Source organism: Limnobaculum zhutongyuii, from assembly GCF_004295645.1.
In the GTDB taxonomy this organism is placed as follows: Bacteria; Pseudomonadota; Gammaproteobacteria; order Enterobacterales; family Enterobacteriaceae; genus Limnobaculum; species Limnobaculum zhutongyuii.
This window is the reverse complement of record NZ_CP034752.1, coordinates 2,805,843-2,822,462: the sequence shown is the minus strand read 5'-3', so window position 1 is coordinate 2,822,462 and position 16,620 is coordinate 2,805,843. Positions and strand designations below refer to the sequence as shown.

The 16,620-nt window shown below is 47.2% G+C and carries 16 protein-coding genes and 1 other RNA gene; 8 read left to right on the top strand and 9 right to left on the bottom strand.

Annotated features, from left to right (window positions below; translation table 11 throughout):
- Positions 1 to 201: 201 nt before the first annotated feature.
- Both ssrA and caiF read right to left on the bottom strand, forming a co-directional pair.
- Positions 202 to 566: a transfer-messenger RNA gene (gene ssrA / locus EKN56_RS12535) on the bottom strand.
- Between the two features lie 141 nt (positions 567 to 707).
- Positions 708 to 1,109, bottom strand: a complete 402-nt coding sequence (caiF, locus tag EKN56_RS12530; protein WP_130592083.1) for a carnitine metabolism transcriptional regulator CaiF — start codon at positions 1,107 to 1,109, stop codon at positions 708 to 710.
- Positions 1,110 to 1,580: 471 nt separating this feature from the next.
- Between caiF and aes the strand changes: the two genes are divergently transcribed.
- Positions 1,581 to 2,546 carry an acetyl esterase gene (gene aes, locus EKN56_RS12525; protein ID WP_130592082.1) on the top strand — a complete coding sequence of 322 codons (966 nt, stop codon included), beginning with the start codon at positions 1,581 to 1,583 and terminating at the stop codon, positions 2,544 to 2,546.
- A gap of 47 nt (positions 2,547 to 2,593) precedes the next feature.
- Here the strand turns inward: aes and EKN56_RS12520 are convergent, their stop codons facing one another.
- From EKN56_RS12520 to fixA, 5 genes are all read right to left on the bottom strand, one after another.
- A complete protein-coding gene (locus EKN56_RS12520) occupies positions 2,594 to 3,910 on the bottom strand; it encodes an MFS transporter (protein ID WP_130592081.1) in 1,317 nt (438 codons plus the stop codon).
- A gap of 108 nt (positions 3,911 to 4,018) precedes the next feature.
- Positions 4,019 to 4,306 (bottom strand): 4Fe-4S dicluster domain-containing protein, encoded by a 288-nt coding sequence (locus tag EKN56_RS12515; protein ID WP_108900065.1) that lies wholly within the window; start codon positions 4,304 to 4,306, stop codon positions 4,019 to 4,021.
- Entirely contained in the window at positions 4,303 to 5,592 is a 1,290-nt protein-coding gene (gene fixC / locus EKN56_RS12510) for an FAD-dependent oxidoreductase FixC (protein ID WP_130592080.1), read from the bottom strand. Before fixC ends, EKN56_RS12515 begins: the two co-directional genes overlap by 4 nt.
- Positions 5,593 to 5,647: 55 nt before the next feature.
- Complete coding sequence (locus EKN56_RS12505) at positions 5,648 to 6,589, bottom strand: FAD-binding protein (protein WP_130592079.1); 942 nt, start codon at positions 6,587 to 6,589, stop codon at positions 5,648 to 5,650.
- 12 nt (positions 6,590 to 6,601) lie between these two features.
- On the bottom strand, positions 6,602 to 7,375 hold the full coding sequence (gene fixA, locus EKN56_RS12500; RefSeq protein WP_130592078.1) for a putative electron transfer flavoprotein FixA: 774 nt from the start codon (positions 7,373 to 7,375) through the stop codon (positions 6,602 to 6,604).
- A 678-nt stretch (positions 7,376 to 8,053) separates the two neighbouring features.
- On the opposite strand from fixA, the gene caiT reads away from it, so the two are divergent.
- The 5 genes from caiT (at position 8,054) to caiD (ending at position 14,623) form a co-directional block, all read left to right on the top strand.
- Complete coding sequence (gene caiT, locus EKN56_RS12495; protein WP_130592077.1) at positions 8,054 to 9,583, top strand: L-carnitine/gamma-butyrobetaine antiporter; 1,530 nt, start codon at positions 8,054 to 8,056, stop codon at positions 9,581 to 9,583.
- 34 nt (positions 9,584 to 9,617) lie between these two features.
- Positions 9,618 to 10,760: a crotonobetainyl-CoA dehydrogenase gene (caiA, locus tag EKN56_RS12490; protein WP_130592076.1), complete on the top strand. Its 1,143-nt coding sequence runs from the start codon at positions 9,618 to 9,620 to the stop codon at positions 10,758 to 10,760.
- An 87-nt stretch (positions 10,761 to 10,847) separates the two neighbouring features.
- Complete coding sequence (gene caiB, locus EKN56_RS12485; protein WP_407656482.1) at positions 10,848 to 12,065, top strand: L-carnitine CoA-transferase; 1,218 nt, start codon at positions 10,848 to 10,850, stop codon at positions 12,063 to 12,065.
- A gap of 79 nt (positions 12,066 to 12,144) precedes the next feature.
- On the top strand, positions 12,145 to 13,710 hold the full coding sequence (caiC, locus tag EKN56_RS12480; protein ID WP_130592075.1) for a crotonobetaine/carnitine-CoA ligase: 1,566 nt from the start codon (positions 12,145 to 12,147) through the stop codon (positions 13,708 to 13,710).
- Between the two features lie 127 nt (positions 13,711 to 13,837).
- Complete coding sequence (gene caiD / locus EKN56_RS12475; protein ID WP_130592074.1) at positions 13,838 to 14,623, top strand: crotonobetainyl-CoA hydratase; 786 nt, start codon at positions 13,838 to 13,840, stop codon at positions 14,621 to 14,623.
- Between the two features lie 89 nt (positions 14,624 to 14,712).
- On the opposite strand, the gene smpB is transcribed toward caiD, so the two are convergent.
- Positions 14,713 to 15,195, bottom strand: a complete 483-nt coding sequence (gene smpB, locus EKN56_RS12470) for an SsrA-binding protein SmpB (RefSeq protein WP_108900056.1) — start codon at positions 15,193 to 15,195, stop codon at positions 14,713 to 14,715.
- Between the two features lie 238 nt (positions 15,196 to 15,433).
- On the opposite strand from smpB, the gene EKN56_RS12465 reads away from it, so the two are divergent.
- The gene (locus EKN56_RS12465; protein WP_130592073.1) at positions 15,434 to 15,868 is read left to right on the top strand and encodes an SRPBCC family protein; all 435 of its coding nucleotides are present in this window, start codon (positions 15,434 to 15,436) and stop codon (positions 15,866 to 15,868) included.
- Entirely contained in the window at positions 15,861 to 16,145 is a 285-nt protein-coding gene (locus tag EKN56_RS12460; protein WP_130592072.1) for an RnfH family protein, read from the top strand. The genes EKN56_RS12465 and EKN56_RS12460 overlap by 8 nt, the downstream gene beginning before the upstream one ends.
- A 55-nt stretch (positions 16,146 to 16,200) precedes the next feature.
- Here the strand turns inward: EKN56_RS12460 and bamE are convergent, their stop codons facing one another.
- Entirely contained in the window at positions 16,201 to 16,548 is a 348-nt protein-coding gene (bamE, locus tag EKN56_RS12455) for an outer membrane protein assembly factor BamE (RefSeq protein ID WP_130592071.1), read from the bottom strand.
- Between the last annotated feature and the right edge of the window lie 72 nt (positions 16,549 to 16,620).

Below are 16,620 nucleotides of genomic sequence, written 5' to 3'. Positions count from 1 at the left end.
TGTAAAGATGATGTGAATTTTTACAAAAAGAAAATTGTTACATTTATTTACTTTTTGAAACGAGAATCCAGTGATAGGTAGAACAGTTAACTAAAAGCGTCCGCGTATCCTTTGCGTATTCTTTTTTGTCCATTCTCTGTCCTGCCTCAGTCCACTTAAAATCATAACTCTTTGTTTTTAAATGCACTGTCCTATCTTATGTGGTGGAGCTGGCGGGAGTTGAACCCGCGTCCGAAATTTCTACACCGTCGGTACTACATGCTTAGTCTGGTCTTTACATTCGCCTGGCAGCTGCGGACAGACACGCCACTACCAGACTAGCTTGATTAATTTTAATGCTTCAACCCCAAGCAAGGCATCCACACGATCTCTTTTGGTTTTGACCTCTCTTGATCCCCGTCCTAAGAGCGGAGGCTAGGGAGAGAGGGCTCTGAGCAGGTTATTAAGCTGCTAGTGCGTAGTTTTCGTCGTTTGCGACTATTTTTTTGCGGTTTGTTAACGAGGCCTACCGCACCTCGGCATGCACCTTGGGTTTCGCAAATCCCGTCGAATCCAGAATCAGCCCCAAGTTGATTGAACGATTATAACAGATTTATCCCTGTACACACCAGCGACTTAACCGTTTGCCGGTTTTATAGGCAGAGTGGCTGAACAGGGGCCTGACGGAGTATTGAAACTCAGCCGTCAGGCCGGTTAACCGTGGAGGATTACTTGCGTTGCCCTTTAGAGAGCATCCATTGCCATTTTTGTTCGCGGTTCAGTTCCGGAGGGGGAACGCGCAGGGATGGATCTAAACGTGATACCGGATCGTTGTCAGCTTCATTATTAACGGCGTTCTTGATGCGAGTAGTGATTACCTCATCAATATGGCTCACCTGAATCAGGCGCTGACACTGACAGCCACGACCTTCCAGCTGGTTAGGCACGCTTTTAGTTTTGCAGGTTATCTCGTCAACCGCAGAAAGAATATAGGATACGGTGTTGATAGCTTTACACGGAGTCAGCTCGAAGTGCTCTGCTATCTCTGTGGCGCTAATCCAACGACTTTGCTGCATTACCCAGCGAGCGACGGAAAGATATAAAGGTTCTTGAACATACTGTCTGTACATATTCTCACCTATTTCATCAGGACTACTAACCTATAATATTGCCAGCATTTATCTATTTTTTAGTGCAATAAATAGATGTCACGACGATGTATTGATATTTAAGTTTTTAATTATCAATATGTCTGAATATACCTAATCATGCCCCAAAGAACTATGTGTTTTTATGCTATTTTTTATAAAAATATCAATTAATTGTTAATGTTAACTCATTGTTTCAATAAGGTGTCTTTGGCGTAATTTAAAATGATTATTTGTGACATTTAAATAAGGTGAGACTACATTTATTGATCGTCATCATTTATTGATATTGGATTAGACCTTTTGCTGTTTTAGCGTAGAAATGTAAATCAATTTATCGCCGGGAATGATTATTTTATTATAAATTTCATTTAATTACTGTTTTTGTGCAGTGGATCAGAGTTCGGTTGCAGATAACGAATAAAATTAATCAATATCTGCCTGGAGGATAAAATGAAGCCGGAAAATAAAGTGAATGTTCTTGAGTGTATTTCTCAGGAAATGCGTGATGTATTGCAATTTCAATTACAAAATGCCAAACCTCAACCTGCTAATTCAGATTATGGAACTATTCGGCAAAGTTATATTGACGAGCGTAAATACTGGAATAGTGAAGGGCCTGAAATGGCAAAAACGCAATCGGTAAAAATAGCCACAAAATATGGTGAAACCGAAACGCGAATATATTATTCACAACACAAAACTCGGGCCACGCTGTTTTATTTACACGGCGGTGGTTTTATTGTGGGTAATCTCGATACTCACGATCGCATTATGCGCCTGTTGGCACACTACACCGGCTGTGCGGTGATAGGGGTAGATTATTCACTTTCCCCTGAAGCGCGATTTCCGCAGGCGATTGAAGAGACGGTTGCCGTCTGCCAATATTTTCATGCTCAGGCAGCGGATTATCAGTTAAATATGCAACAAATTGGTTTTGCGGGAGATTCTGCTGGTGCCATGTTGTCATTTGCTACCGCGTTGTGGCTGCGGGATCGTGGCATTGATTGTGGCCGTGTTGCTGGTGTGTTGCTTTATTACGGGTTGTATGGCCTACGGGATTCTATGACTCGTCGCCTGTATGGTGGCAGCTGGGATGGGCTCACTCAGAAAGATTTAGAAGAGTATGAGCAAGCCTATCTGGCCAACGATCAGGATAAAGAATCACCTTATTACTGTATCTTTAATAATGATTTAACCCGCGATATTCCTCCATGCTTTATCGTCGGTGCGGAGTTTGACCCGTTAATTGACGATAGCAAAACCCTGTACCAAACATTGCGTGAACATCAACAGCCTTGCCATTATCAGATGTATGCCGGAACCCTGCATGCCTTCTTACACTATTCCCGCATGATGAAAAGTGCCGATCAAGCCTTGCGCGATGGGGCAGACTACTTTTGCCGTCATCTGGATTAGTTGACTCCCGGGAGGTTGCCCGTGTGGGCAACCCTCTCAAAAATAGGTTAATAAAGTTTCATTTGACTGGTTTGTTCCAGCGACATACCGCGAGTTTCCGGAGCCAGTACCACCGATACCAGTAAGCCAAACAGGGAGACGCCAGCACCAACCAGCATGGTGGCAGAAATACCATACTGCTGCATAAACAGCGGCAATCCATAGATAGAAACCATGGTACCTATACGGCTGAGAGACATGGCCGCACCAACCGCCGAGGCGCGGATGGCGGTGGGAAACAGCTCATTAGGATACAGCCACTGTAAGATCCCCGGACCACCGGAGAAGAAAGCATAGGTAGCAAAGGCAATAATAATAAACAGAATGCCGGGTTCGGATACAAAACCTAACAGCGCCAGCGCGATGGTCATCATGGTAAAACTGCCAATCAACAGCGGCCTGCGGCCAATACTGTTCAGCCAGTACATGGCAGGAAGGCAGCCGAGCATGAAAAACAGACTGATGATCACATTGCCCAATACCGCGTCTTTCCCTTCGCTCAGCCCCAGTTGAGTGATGATTTGCGGACCGAAAGTATAAATGGCAAACATCGGGATCACCTGGCAAGTCCAGATTATGGCGACAAACAGCAGCGAAGTGAAATGGCGGCGGCTAAAAATCTGACGGTAGCGGGTTTCAGGTTCCTTTTCCTCTTCGAAAACCACATGCTCGCCAAACAGTTTAAACATCAGCTCCCGGCACTCTTTCACCCGCCCTTTGCGAATCAGCCAGCGGGGTGACTCCGGTAGTTCAAAACGTCCTAATAGTATGATAATACAAGGAATGGCCGCACTGCCCAGCATCCAGCGCCAGCCGTTTTCCATATCATAGAGCAAATATCCCACCAGATCGGCAGCCGTCGCGCCGATATACCACATGGCGGCAATAAATCCCATGGTAAAGGCTCGCTGTTTGGTACTGGAGAATTCCGCAATCATTGAGGTGGCGATGGGGTAGTCAGCCCCAATGACAATGCCAATCAAAAAGCGCATTACCACCAGTTCCAGCGGCGATGAGACAAACATAGTCGCCACGGAAATCAGACCGATGGCCAGAATATCAATTAAAAACATCAGGCGGCGACCAACCAGATCGGCAATATAGCCGAACAGGGCTGTGCCAATAAACAGGCCAACCAGCGTAGCGGCACCGATCAAACCTATCCAGTTAGCATCCAGTTTTAAAACCGGGGTAAGTTGTTCCAGTGAAATACCGATGATGACCAGAACATAGCCATCAAGAAAAGGGCCTCCGCTACCCCACAACATAATTCTGCGGTGTATCGGTGAAAAACTAATGTCATCGAATTTTTTATATTGTTCCATAAAGTGTCAGGCCACATTTGTTATGCCTTCGGTCGGTTCGGGAACCGTCAGGCTATTGTTATTATGTGAAGAGCGGAGATAGATACGTTATCCATCTCCGCATTGGCCTTAACCGTAACGATATTCAACCCCAAAGGTACCGCGCGGGTAGGTCCACTCTTCTAAAACTGAATGGCGACATAGAATGCGACAGGTTCCACATTCCAGACAACCGGCATAGTCAAAACGAATCGAGCCATCTTCCAGCTGTTTGTACAATCCGGCAGGGCAGGCGAGAGTCAGGGTGCGAAATGCTGCCATGTCAGGGTGTTCACGAATAATGATATGTGGATGTCCCTCATCCACATGAAACTTGTTAATGCCCAGCTTCACGTCAATATTGACTGGTTCACTCATAGCGCAGTTACTCCTTTAATACCGTCCTTAAGCAGGTTCAGGTAGCCGACCTCTTTAGCATGTCGCATGATTTTTTTGCGTAATGGCTGTGGAGGTTGTCCGTCAATAGTGAATAGATCCGCCATGACGTTGGCCGCCATTTGCGGGTATTGGGTAAACATGCGGGGGTTATCCATCATGGCTGGCACTTTGCGATAGTGACGCAGGTCTTGCATTACCGACAGGGTTTCCAGATGCTGGGTATAGCTGCTTAAGCCCTGAGCGCTAAAGTCGTTTTTGGCTTTGGCATCCAGTACCGCACGGGCTGCGGCTTCGCCGGAGGCGATAGCCAAATCCATACCGCGAATGGTAAAGCCAAGGTTGAGGCACATCCCTGCGGTATCACCGGCAATCAGCACACCATCACCAATCAATTTTGGCATCATATTGATACCGGCTTCCGGTACGACATGAGCCGCATACTCAATGGTTTTGCCGCCGGCAATCAGAGGCCGTACTGCCGGATGATGTTTAAAATCCTCCAACATTTGCGGTACTGATTTATTCGCCTGTTCAATGTGGTGCAAACCATATACCAGCCCCAACGAGATAGTATTACGGTTGGTATACAGAAAACCTCCGCCCATTTGACCATCGGAAGGCGTACCGGCAAACAGCCAGGCGGCCCCCTGATTACTCTCCAGACTAAAGCGCGCTTCCAGCAGATCTTGCGGTAGTTCAATCAGTTCTTTGACGCCAACGGCAACGGAAGCAGGAGACACCGGCTTCGCCATGCCAATTTGCTCAGCCAGAATGGCATTAACCCCTTCAGCCAGAATGACAGTATGGGCTTCCAGTACATCGCCATCCGCCTCAACGCCAATCACCTTCCCATCACGCTGAACCAGCTTATCGACGCGGATACCACAGATGAACTGTGCTCCTGCTTCTTCTGCCTGCGCCATTAACCAGGGATCGAATTGAGCACGCAGTACCGAGTAGGAGTCTTTTAACGGCGTGGCATCGCCGGAACGATGATAATCAAGGGTTACGGCACTGTCGTCAGTGAGAAATGAAATCTTCTCGTGAGTAATGCGGCGCTCAACAGGCGCCTGTTCGGCGAAGCCGGGAATAATACGCTCCAGACTGTGAGTGTACAGTCGACCGCCAGTGACGTTTTTGGCACCGGCATAGTTGCCGCGCTCAATTACTAATACGTTAGCGCCTTCTCGTGCCAGCACCAGTGCGCAAACACAGCCTGCCAGCCCTGCACCTACGATAATGGTATCAAAGATATCTTCGGACATAGTGTCTCCAGGTAGACGATAAAATGGCGCAGCCCTGAATGACCGCGCCGTCTCGTTAACGTTTTAACGCCTCAGTAAGCGCAGGAACGATCTTCATTAGATCGCCAACCAGACCATAATCGGCATACTGGAAAATCGGCGCGTTTTTATCTTTGTTGATCGCCATGATGATTTGAGCGCCGTTGGCACCAACCATATGCTGGATTTGACCGGAGATGCCCAGAGCCAGATAGAGCTCAGGCTTGATCATAATGCCGGAGATACCGACATAGCGTTCCCGATCCATCCATTTTTCGTTTTCAGCTACCGGACGCGAACAGCCGAGTTCAGCACCCATCGCATTGCTAAGGGCTTCGGCAATCGAGATATTTGCCTGATTGCCGATACCGCGGCCTACGCTAACCACCAGTCTGGCTTTGCCGAGGTCGACGCTGTTACTTTGCTTAACCTTACGGGAGACGCAGATAATTGGATTCTTAGGTGCGACGAACTCCAGCGATGTGGCGCTACCGGTGCGGGCGGAATCTTCCTGAGCGACCTCAAATACGCCGCTGTTCAGGGTGGTTACCGCATAAGGTGTTGTAATTTGCTCTTTACCAAACGCCAGTCCGCCATACACCATGTGGGTTGCTACGATGTGACCATCCTGCAAAACCAGTTCATTGGCGTCATTAACCACACCGGCAGTAAGGCGGGCACCCAGTCGTGCCGCCAGCGCTTTGCAGCGTCGGGTGGCGGGTAACAGCACCAGAGCGTTTGGCGCGTGATTTTTAATGGTTTGTACCAGCGTATCTGCATAGTCTTCGATAATGCGATCTGCCGGGATGGAGCCTAAATCATATGCCGCATCTGCGCCAAGGCGAAAAGCCTGAGCCGACTGCTCATTACCCTGAACAATGACGCGAACGTCTTCACCAAGCTGACGGGCTGCACCCATCAGTTCCGGCAGGCGGGATGCAGCATCACTAAATACCCAAACAGTTGAAAATTTGCTCATGTCATCCCCTCATTAACCAATTACTTTACGCAGGTGTTCTGCAAATTCGGCGATTTGTTCTTCGCCATCGCCTTCAATGATTACGCGAGCACGCGCTTTCTGTTGAGGGGCCAGTACGCTGAGTAATGTGGTATAACCGCTCACATCACCCAGACCTAAATCTGCGGATTGCCAGGCCTGAACCGGTTTTTTAGCCGCGCCAAGAATCGCCTTCATGGAAGGGATTTGCGGCGCATTAATATCGGTAGATACGGCAACCACCGCAGGCAGATTGAGGGTTAAGGTTTCCACCTCATCTTCCAGCGTACGTTCCACCTGAATTTGTGTATCGGAAAGGCTGATAATGCGGCTAACACCGTTAATGGCGCTAACACCCAAGGCTTCACCCAGTAACAGGCCAACCTGCTGGGCATAGAGGTCAGCGGAACCATCACCACAGAGGATCAGATCGAAGCCTGATTTTTGTGCTGCCGCGGCCAGAATCGCCGCCGTTTGATGGGGCAGGGCATTTTCCAGCCCGGGTTCAGAGACAACAATCAGCTCATCCGGGCCGCGTGACAGTACATCTTTACGCCCTTTAGGATTTGCCAGCGCTTCACCACCGGAGCTCATGGCAACAATATGAATATCGCTATTTTGCTGTTTTAGCGCGCAGGCAGCTTCAATAGCGTTAAGGTCGAATTGGCTGATTTTTGCATCTGTTTTATTGAGGTTCAGCGTGCCATCACTGTTAACGGTAATATCCTGCTCCTCAGGAATAAGCTTATAGCATGCAATTATTTTCATCACTTCTCCGATTAGGCAATATAATTTTCAATATTGTGAAGTATTTCCCAAATTAGAAAGTAAATACAAATTAAGGAAAATATAATATAACGGCATATTAGAAGCCGTTTAAAAGTTTACGTGGTTATTAACGGTAAAATAGTTCACCAGACTTAATGTGATTAATTAATATTCTATTTATCCATTCCTCAACATCAAATTATCCTGATGGCAATAGAAATACCATGATTCATCGGGTCAAAATAATACGTAGATCACCAATATTGAAAGTGTCACCTCTTCATCTAACCCTTTTTTAGTAGTTGTTTTGTTTTTTATCATAATGATTTTAAATGATATTTTTGAATTTAAAACGATGTGGTATCTCTGAGGCTTATCGGTAGCAAGGCGAAATCAGGGACATAACTTGATTAAGATCACGGATTATTCACCGTTCAAATTTCATTATAAACCTCATGTTAATTAGCTGAGTTTTTTACATTAAGGAATATGTTCTGAATTCTGTTTATTTATTTAATGCGTTGTGTTTTTGATTTTATAAATCTGAAGTCTAATTAAAAAGATAATTTTATGCCGGGTGTGTTCACCTGTTTAAGGTGACATGGATAGTTTCTGTTTAGAAACGTAGCTCTCAATATTGCCATTGTGAGGAGAATATTTCATGGGGCAGATACAAAAATGAAAAATGAAAATGAAGCTGGTAAAAAGAAAACGGGAATAGAACCCAAAGTCTTTTTTCCCTCACTGATTATTGTAGCAATACTTTGCTATCTGACGGTTCGCGATCTGGAGGCGTCAAACGCGGTTATCAATTCAGTATTTAACTACATCACCTATGAATGGGGATGGGCGTTTGAATGGTACATGGTCGTTATGTTCGGCGGCTGGTTCTGGCTGATTTTTGGACCGTTTGCTCATCGTACTCTGGGGGATGAAAAGCCGGAATTTAGCACCCTAAGCTGGATTTTCATGATGTTCGCCTCCTGTACTTCGGCTGCAGTTTTGTTCTGGGGCTCCATTGAGATTTATTACTACGTTTCTTCCCCTCCGTTTGGTCTGGAACCGTTCTCTACTCCGGCTAAAGAGTTAGGTCTGGCTTATAGTTTGTTCCACTGGGGGCCGTTGCCGTGGGCAACCTATAGCTTCCTGGCAGTAGCCTTTGGCTACTTCATGTTTGTAAGAAAAATCAATGTGATGCGCCCAAGCGGAACCTTAGTGCCCCTGCTGGGAGAAAAACGCTGTAAAGGGATCATCGGTACCATGGTAGATAACCTCTACTTAGTGGCGCTGATTCTGGCAATGGGCACCAGCCTTGGGCTGGCAACGCCACTGGTAACCGAGTGTATTCAGTATCTGTTTGGTATTCCTCATACGCTGGAGCTGGATGCATTAATCATTGGCTGCTGGATCATATTTAACGCCATTTGCGTTGCGTTTGGTCTGCAAAAAGGGATCAAAATTGCCAGTGATGTGCGTAACTATCTGAGCATTATTATTCTGGCCTGGGTATTTATCATTGGTGCAACCAGCTTTACGGTCAACTACTTCACCGATTCGGTTGGGGTATTGCTGATGAACGTGGGTCGGATGCTGTTTTATACCGATGCGATCAGCAAAAGTGGGTTCCCACAGGGCTGGACAGTATTTTACTGGGCGTGGTGGATCGTTTACGGCATCCAGATGTGTATCTTCCTGGCGCGTATCTCTAAAGGACGTAGCGTACGTCAACTGTGTCTGGGAATGGTAGGTGGCCTGACGGCATCAACCTGGCTGCTGTGGACCATTCTGGGTAGTAACACCCTGTCGCTGATTAATAACCAAACCATCAATATTCCACAAATCATTGAACAACACGGTGTGGCGAGGGCGATTATCCAAACCTGGGCTGCATTGCCGTTAAGTACGGTCACCATGTGGGCATTCTTTATTCTCTGCTTTATCGCCACGGTAACACTGATTAACGCCTGTTCTTACACGCTGGCCATGTCGACCTGTAAAGAAGCCAATGGCTACGACGAACCGCCGGTTTGGGTACGGGTGGGCTGGTCGGTGCTGGTGGGCATTATCGGCATCATCCTGCTGGCATTAGGTGGCCTTAAGCCGATTCAGACAGCGATTATTGCCGGAGGATGTCCGCTGTTCTTCGTCAACATAATGATAACCATCTCTTTCCTGAAAGACGCCAAAGCGACTCATTGGAAATATTGATCTTTTAACACAGAAAACAGAAGAGGCCTTACCTATGGATTTTACATTGACCGATGAACAGGAGCTGTTTGTTGCCGGTATTCGAGATTTAATGGCGCAGGAAAACTGGGAAGCCTACTTTGCCGAATGCGACCGTAACAGTGAGTATCCTGAGCGCTTTGTCAGAGCGCTGGCAGAAATGGGGCTGGATAGTCTGCTGCTGCCGGAAGAGCACGGTGGACTGGATGCCGGATTTGTCACGCTGGCGGCAGTGTGGGCGGAGCTGGGGCGTTTGGGGGCACCGACTTATGTGCTGTATCAACTGCCGGGTGGCTTTAATACCGTTCTGCGCGAAGGTACTCAGGAACAAATCGACAAGATTATGGCGTTTCAGGGCACGGGTAAGCAGATGTGGAACTCCGCCATTACCGAACCGGGCGCGGGTTCTGATGTAGGAAGCCTGCAGACTAACTACACCCGCAAGAATGGCAAAGTGTATCTCAACGGTAGCAAGTGCTTTATTACCAGTAGTGCCTACACCCCTTATATCGTGGTGATGGCCCGGGATGCCGCTTCACCGGATAAGCCGGTTTACTCAGAATGGTTTGTGGATATGAGCAAGCCGGGTGTTAAAGCCTCCAAGCTGGAGAAGCTGGGGCTGAGAATGGATAGCTGCTGCGAAATCGTATTCGATAATGTCGAACTGGAAGAGAAAGACATGTTCGGCCGCGAAGGTAACGGTTTTAACCGGGTGAAAGAAGAGTTCGATCATGAACGTTTCATTGTGGCTTTAACCAACTACGGTACCGCTTACTGTGCCTATGAAGATGCGGCTAAGTACGCTAACCAGCACGTGCAGTTTGGTGAAACCATTGGTCGCTTCCAGCTGATTCAGGAAAAGTTTGCCCATATGGCGATCAAACTGAACGCCATGAAAAATATGCTGTTTGAATCAGCCTGGAAAAGCGATAACGGCCTGATGACCTCTGGCGATGCGGCAATGTGTAAATTCTATTGTGCGAACGCCGCTTTTGAAGTGGTGGACTCTGCCATGCAGGTGCTGGGTGGTATCGGTATTGCCGGAGACCATCGGGTCACTCGCTTCTGGCGTGACCTGCGGGTTGACCGTATTTCCGGTGGTTCAGATGAAATGCAGATTCTGACTCTGGGCCGTGCCGAACTGAAAAAGTATCGTTAATCACTTTCACCAGACAACAGGGGTGCTTTTGGTGAAGTGCTGACCTGAAGCATTCCTGAGCTGGTGCCATACAAAAGGCTAATAATTATGTCTGAACGGTTATCCATGCCCACATTCGGCCCACTTTCCGGTTTACGGGTAGTTTTTTCCGGAATTGAGATCGCCGGTCCCTTTGCCGGACAAATGTTTGCCGAGTGGGGCGCAGAAGTTATCTGGATCGAAAACGTCACTTACGGCGATACCATTCGTATTCAACCTAATTATCCCCAGCTCTCAAGGCGTAACCTGCACGCACTGTCACTGAATATCTTTAAAGATGAAGGGCGTGAAGCTTTTCTGAAGCTGATTGAAACCACAGATATTTTCATTGAAGCCAGTAAAGGGCCTGCTTTTGCCCGTCGTGGTATTACGGATGAAGTGCTGTGGGAACATAACCCAAAGTTGGTGATTGCTCACCTCTCAGGTTTTGGTCAGTACGGTACGCCGGAGTACACCAATCTTGCTGCTTATAACACCATTGCTCAGGCTTTTAGCGGCTATCTGATTCAAAATGGTGATAAAGATCAACCGATGCCGGCTTTCCCTTATACGGCAGACTATTTCTCTGGTATGACGGTAACCACGGCAACGCTGGCTGCATTGCATAAGGTGCGCGAAACCGGCGTGGGTGAAAGTATCGACGTGGCAATGTATGAAGTGATGTTGCGTATGGGTCAGTACTTCATGATGGATTACTTTAACGGCGGCGAAATTTGTCCGCGTATGACCAAAGGGAAAGACCCTTATTATACCGGCTGTGGCCTGTATAAATGCCAGGATGGCTACATAGTGATGGAGCTGGTGGGTGTGAACCAGATTCAGGAAATGTTTAAGGATATGGGGATTGATGACCTGTGGGGAACGCCTGAAATTCCGGAAGATACGCAACTGATACACCGCATCGAATGTCCTAAAGGTCAGTTTGTTGAAGATAAACTGGATGAGTTTTTAGCCGAAAGGCCAATTGCTCAGGTGCTGGCGCGCTTTGCCGAACTGAAAATCGCATCGACTAAAGTGCTGACCATTCCTGAGCTGGAAGACAATCCGCAGTATGTTGCCCGTGAGTCTATCACTCATTGGCAAACCATTGATGGCCAGGACTGTAAAGGGCCAAACGTCATGCCGAAGTTTAAGAATAATCCGGGACAAATTTGGCGCGGTATGCCAACCCTGGGAATGGACACTGCCGCCATTTTAGCCAACGTTGGCTACAGTGAGGCGGAAATCCAGCAACTGGTAACTAAAGGTCTGGCCAAGGTGGGATAACCGCTTTAGTTACTCATTGAATAAGATTTTGTCGTCATTGCACCCCACCAACCGTGCAGCAATATTGGGTAGGTATGGAATGGATATAGTAGGTAGACAAGATTTACGTCAAATGTGGGATGACCTTGCAGAACTGCATGGCGATAAAACTGCATTGATTGTAGAGAACCTTCAGGGGCTGGCGCTGGAATATAGCTACCGTGAGTTAAATGAGGAGATTAATCGTACCGCTAATCTCTTTCATTCACTCGGAGTGGCTAAAGGCGACAAGATAGCTCTGCATCTCAATAACTGTAACTGTGCTGAGTTTTTCTTTTGCTGGTTTGGTTTGGCGAAAATTGGCGCGGTCATGGTACCGGTTAATGCCAACCTGCTAAAAAACGAGAGCGCCTATATCGTTAATCAGTGCGAAGCTTCGATGGTAGTAACCAGCAGGGAATTTATTGCCATGTATCAGGAGATTCAGCAGGAGGCGCTGGCGCCAATACAGCGGCTCATGTTGATCGACGCGATCGCAGAAGATAAATCTCTATCTGATGTGCTGGACTTTCACCATCTGAAACAGGTTCAACCCCTTCATTTGATGCATTGGGAAGATCTCGATGTTGAAGATACGGCGGAAATATTGTTTACCTCCGGCACCACTTCTCGTCCCAAGGGAGTAGTGATCACTCACTATAACCTGAGGTTTGCCGGTTACTATACCTCCTGGCAGTGCGCCTTGCGTCAGGATGATGTCTATCTGACGCCAATGCCTGCCTTTCATATTGATTGCCAGTGTACCGCGGCGATGGCCGCTTTCTCCGCTGGTGCGACCTTTGTGCTGTTGGAGAAATTCAGTGCACGTACGTTTTGGGCGCAGGTATGCAAATACCGGGCGACGGTAACCGAATGCATACCGCTGATGATCAAAACCATGATGATGCAGCCGCAGATGCCATGGGAAAAGCAGCACTGCCTGCGTGAAGTGCTGTTTTATCTCAATATTTCCGATCGGGAAAAAGAGGCTTTTGTTCAGCGTTTTGGCGTTCGGCTATTCACCTCTTACGGTATGACAGAGACTATCGTTGGTGCCATTGGTGACCGCCCCGGAGATAAACGCCGCTGGCCATCCATAGGTCGCGCCGGATTTGCCTATGAAATAGAGATCCGCGATCGGGATGGAACGCTGTTGGACGCTAATGTGACCGGAGAAATCTGTATTAAAGGCATCCCCGGCAAAACCTTGTTCAAAGAGTATTACCGTATGCCTGAAGAGACCGCTAAAGCACTGAGTGCCGATGGCTGGCTGCGTACCGGTGATTATGGTTATGTCGATAACGAAGGCTTCTTCTACTTCGTTGAGCGTAGCTGCAACATGATCAAACGCAGTGGTGAAAATATTTCCTGCGTCGAACTGGAGAATATTATTTCCACTCATCCCAAAATCATGGATGTCACGGTCATTGGTCTGAAGGATTCGATTCGGGATGAAGCCATTAAGGCTTTTGTGGTGCTCAATGAAGGGGAAACCATAACCGAAGAGGAGTTCTTCTCATTTTGTGAAAGCCATATGGCCAAATTTAAAGTGCCATCCTTTCTGGAAATCAGAAAGAGCTTACCAAGAAGCTGCTCGGGAAAAATTATTAAAAAAGGTCTGCACTGAGTGTGTTGAAGAAATCATAAACAGAGCGCTGATACGACATGATTATTTATGCTGATGTCGTATTGGTTTACTGCGCTCCATTATCAGCTCAGTGACGTTATTAATTGCCAGTCAATGGAGTATTAACATGAGCGAATCGTTACACGTAAGCCGGAATGGCCACATTCTGGAGATTATTTTAGACCGACCTAAAGCGAATGCTATCGATGCTAAAACCAGTTTTGAAATGGGTGATGTGTTTATTCAGTTTCGTGACGATCCTGAATTGCGGGTAGCGATTATTGTCGGTGCCGGTGAGCGTTTCTTCTCTGCCGGTTGGGACTTAAAAGCCGCCGCGGAAGGGGAAGCCCCTGATGCTGATTTCGGCCCGGGCGGATTTGCGGGGCTGACGGAGCTTTTCAATCTGGATAAGCCGGTGATCGCTGCGGTAAATGGCTACGCTTTTGGTGGTGGTTTTGAACTAGCGCTGGCGGCAGATATGATCGTTTGCTCTCAAAACGCCAGTTTCGCGGTTCCCGAAACGAAGTTGGGCATTGTACCTGACAGCGGCGGTATGCTGCGCCTGCCGAAGATACTGCCACCTGCCATTGCCAACGAAATGATGATGACCGGACGCCAGATGAATGCCGAGGAAGCCTTGCGTTGGGGAATAGTTAATCGGGTAGTGGAAAGCGGACAGTTAATGGAAACGGCTCGTGAGCTGGCACATCAACTGGCTCTCAGTGCGCCTTTAGCGGTGGCGGCAATAAAAGAGATCTATCGTGAAACCGGTGAAATGTCGGTGGAAGAGGGTTATCGCCATATACGTAGTGGCAAGCTGAAAAATTATCCGTCCGTTCTTCATTCAGAAGATGCACTGGAAGGGCCAAAAGCTTTTGCAGAGAAGCGCGATCCGGTGTGGAAAGGAAAGTAAATCAGAGGTCAGAAAGTGATTTGCCAACAGAATAGGGCTCGATGCTTATCCTGTTGGCAAACGCAGTATTAAAAGAAAAGTGCCAACCCTTAGCGGTTGGCGTTTTTCATAATCCGCGCTTTATTTAGCTGCCATTCGCGATCTTTAATATCGGTACGTTTATCGTGCAGTTGCTTACCTTTTGCCACGCCGATTTTGATTTTGCTCCAGGCGTTTTTCCAGTACATGGAAAGGGCAACAATGGTGTAACCATCGCGATTTGCCAAGCCAAACAGCTTATCCAGCTCTTTTCTGTTTAACAGAAGTTTGCGGGTACGGGTTGGGTCACAAACAATATGTGAGGAGGCAACGTTAAGTGGAATAATGGTGGCGCCAAACAAATAGGCTTCACCGTCACGGAATACCACATAGCTGTCGCTGATATTTGCTTTGCCCGCGCGCATGGATTTTACTTCCCAGCCTTGCAGGGCTAAACCCGCCTCGATCTCTTCTTCAATGAAGTATTCGTGGCGTGCTCGTTTGTTCATCGCAATGGTTGCGGAACCGGGTTTGTATGCTTTTTTCTTTGTCATAATGTTTTTATTATACTTAATGCTGATTTGAAAGATATCCCCTAAGCCCTTTGCTCAGGTAATTTTCTTCCATCAGGTTCTATTATATCGGGGTATTCGCAGGATGATGGCCTGTGGTTTACTTTTTTGCAGGAAAAAGAGACGGGTGATAAGGTTTTTGGTCACAATCCGGTTAGATGATATGATTTGCGCCGTTTAAATTTTTCTCGCTTTTCAGACCCATTGATTAGGAAATGTTATGCAGCGTATCAAACGTTCGGCACTGGTCAATTATAGCGCCGGGCAAATGTATAAACTGGCTAACGATGTTCTTTCTTACCCGAAGTTTTTACCGGGTTGTGTGAGCAGCCGCATACTTGAGCAGACAGAAAACACCATGACGGCATCCATTGATGTTGCCAAGGTGGGAATTCGTAAAACCTTCACTACCAGTAATCAAATGGTAGAAAATTCAATCATTGATATGAAGCTGGTGGATGGCCCATTTCGCACCCTACAGGGTGGCTGGTTGTTTACCCCTTTAGGTGATGATGCCTGTCGTATTGAGTTTAATCTTGAGTTTGAATTTAGCAGTAAGCTGATTGAAATTGCCTTTGGCCGAATTTTTCAGGATTTAGCGCAAAATATGGTGCAGGCGTTTACCCGCAGAGCGAAAGAGGTATACGGTGTCTGACATTCATATCGAAGTGGTCTATGCCTTACCTGATCAACAATACGTTAAACATCTTACTGTAGAAGAAGGATGTAGCGTAGAACAGGCGATTATTGCCTCAGGCATTCTGGACATGCGTAAAGAGATCGACCTGAAAGTAAATAAGGTCGGTATTTTTAGCCGTGGTGCCAAATTAAACGATTCGGTTCATGATGGCGATCGGGTTGAAATCTATCGCCCGCTGATTGCCGATCCTAAAGAGTTGCGTCGGATACGGGCGGAGCGCTCAAAAAAATAAGACGCCATTCGGCGTCTTATTTATGTCATTCGTACCAGTAACTGTCTGGTGTTACTTAGTTTTCTTGCTTCATCATTGAAGTATCGTTGGTGATACCGCTTAATGAACCGCCACCATCAAACGTTAGCGTTAACGTTTGTTGTGTCACGTCCTGGTGTCCTGGCTGCTGGCGGAAGACATAGAACCAGGTATCGGAACCAAATGGGTCCTGCAACATCGGTGTGCCTAAAATATAAGCCACCTGCTGCTTGGTCATGCCTTTTTGCAGTTTGGAGACGTCAGCTGGCGTTAAGAAATTACCCTGATTGATATCCGGACGGTAAACTACTTTTTGTAATGTAGAACAACCGGTTACCAGAATCCCAAGAGCCACCACAGCGGCAGTCAGCAATTTGCAGCGCATAATAGTACTTTCCTTTAGAACATAGGCTGTCGATGATAATAGACCTTGCGACATTTGGAAACCTTTACTGGT

Bases quoted from the DNA above. Each gene is read 5' to 3' on its own strand.
- caiB (WP_407656482.1), top strand. From the start codon at position 10,848: ATGTCTGAACGGTTATCCATGCCCACATTCGGCCCACTTTCCGGTTTA.
- EKN56_RS12465 (WP_130592073.1), top strand. From the start codon at position 15,434: ATGCAGCGTATCAAACGTTCGGCACTGGTCAATTATAGCGCCGGGCAA.
- fixA (WP_130592078.1), bottom strand. From the start codon at position 7,375: ATGAAAATAATTGCATGCTATAAGCTTATTCCTGAGGAGCAGGATATT.
- EKN56_RS12505 (WP_130592079.1), bottom strand. From the start codon at position 6,589: ATGAGCAAATTTTCAACTGTTTGGGTATTTAGTGATGCTGCATCCCGC.
- smpB (WP_108900056.1), bottom strand. From the start codon at position 15,195: ATGACAAAGAAAAAAGCATACAAACCCGGTTCCGCAACCATTGCGATG.
- EKN56_RS12520 (WP_130592081.1), bottom strand. From the start codon at position 3,910: ATGGAACAATATAAAAAATTCGATGACATTAGTTTTTCACCGATACAC.
- bamE (WP_130592071.1), bottom strand. From the start codon at position 16,548: ATGCGCTGCAAATTGCTGACTGCCGCTGTGGTGGCTCTTGGGATTCTG.
- caiD (WP_130592074.1), top strand. From the start codon at position 13,838: ATGAGCGAATCGTTACACGTAAGCCGGAATGGCCACATTCTGGAGATT.
- caiT (WP_130592077.1), top strand. From the start codon at position 8,054: ATGAAAAATGAAAATGAAGCTGGTAAAAAGAAAACGGGAATAGAACCC.
- caiF (WP_130592083.1), bottom strand. From the start codon at position 1,109: ATGTACAGACAGTATGTTCAAGAACCTTTATATCTTTCCGTCGCTCGC.
- aes (WP_130592082.1), top strand. From the start codon at position 1,581: ATGAAGCCGGAAAATAAAGTGAATGTTCTTGAGTGTATTTCTCAGGAA.
- caiC (WP_130592075.1), top strand. From the start codon at position 12,145: ATGGATATAGTAGGTAGACAAGATTTACGTCAAATGTGGGATGACCTT.
- fixC (WP_130592080.1), bottom strand. From the start codon at position 5,592: ATGTCCGAAGATATCTTTGATACCATTATCGTAGGTGCAGGGCTGGCA.
- caiA (WP_130592076.1), top strand. From the start codon at position 9,618: ATGGATTTTACATTGACCGATGAACAGGAGCTGTTTGTTGCCGGTATT.
- EKN56_RS12515 (WP_108900065.1), bottom strand. From the start codon at position 4,306: ATGAGTGAACCAGTCAATATTGACGTGAAGCTGGGCATTAACAAGTTT.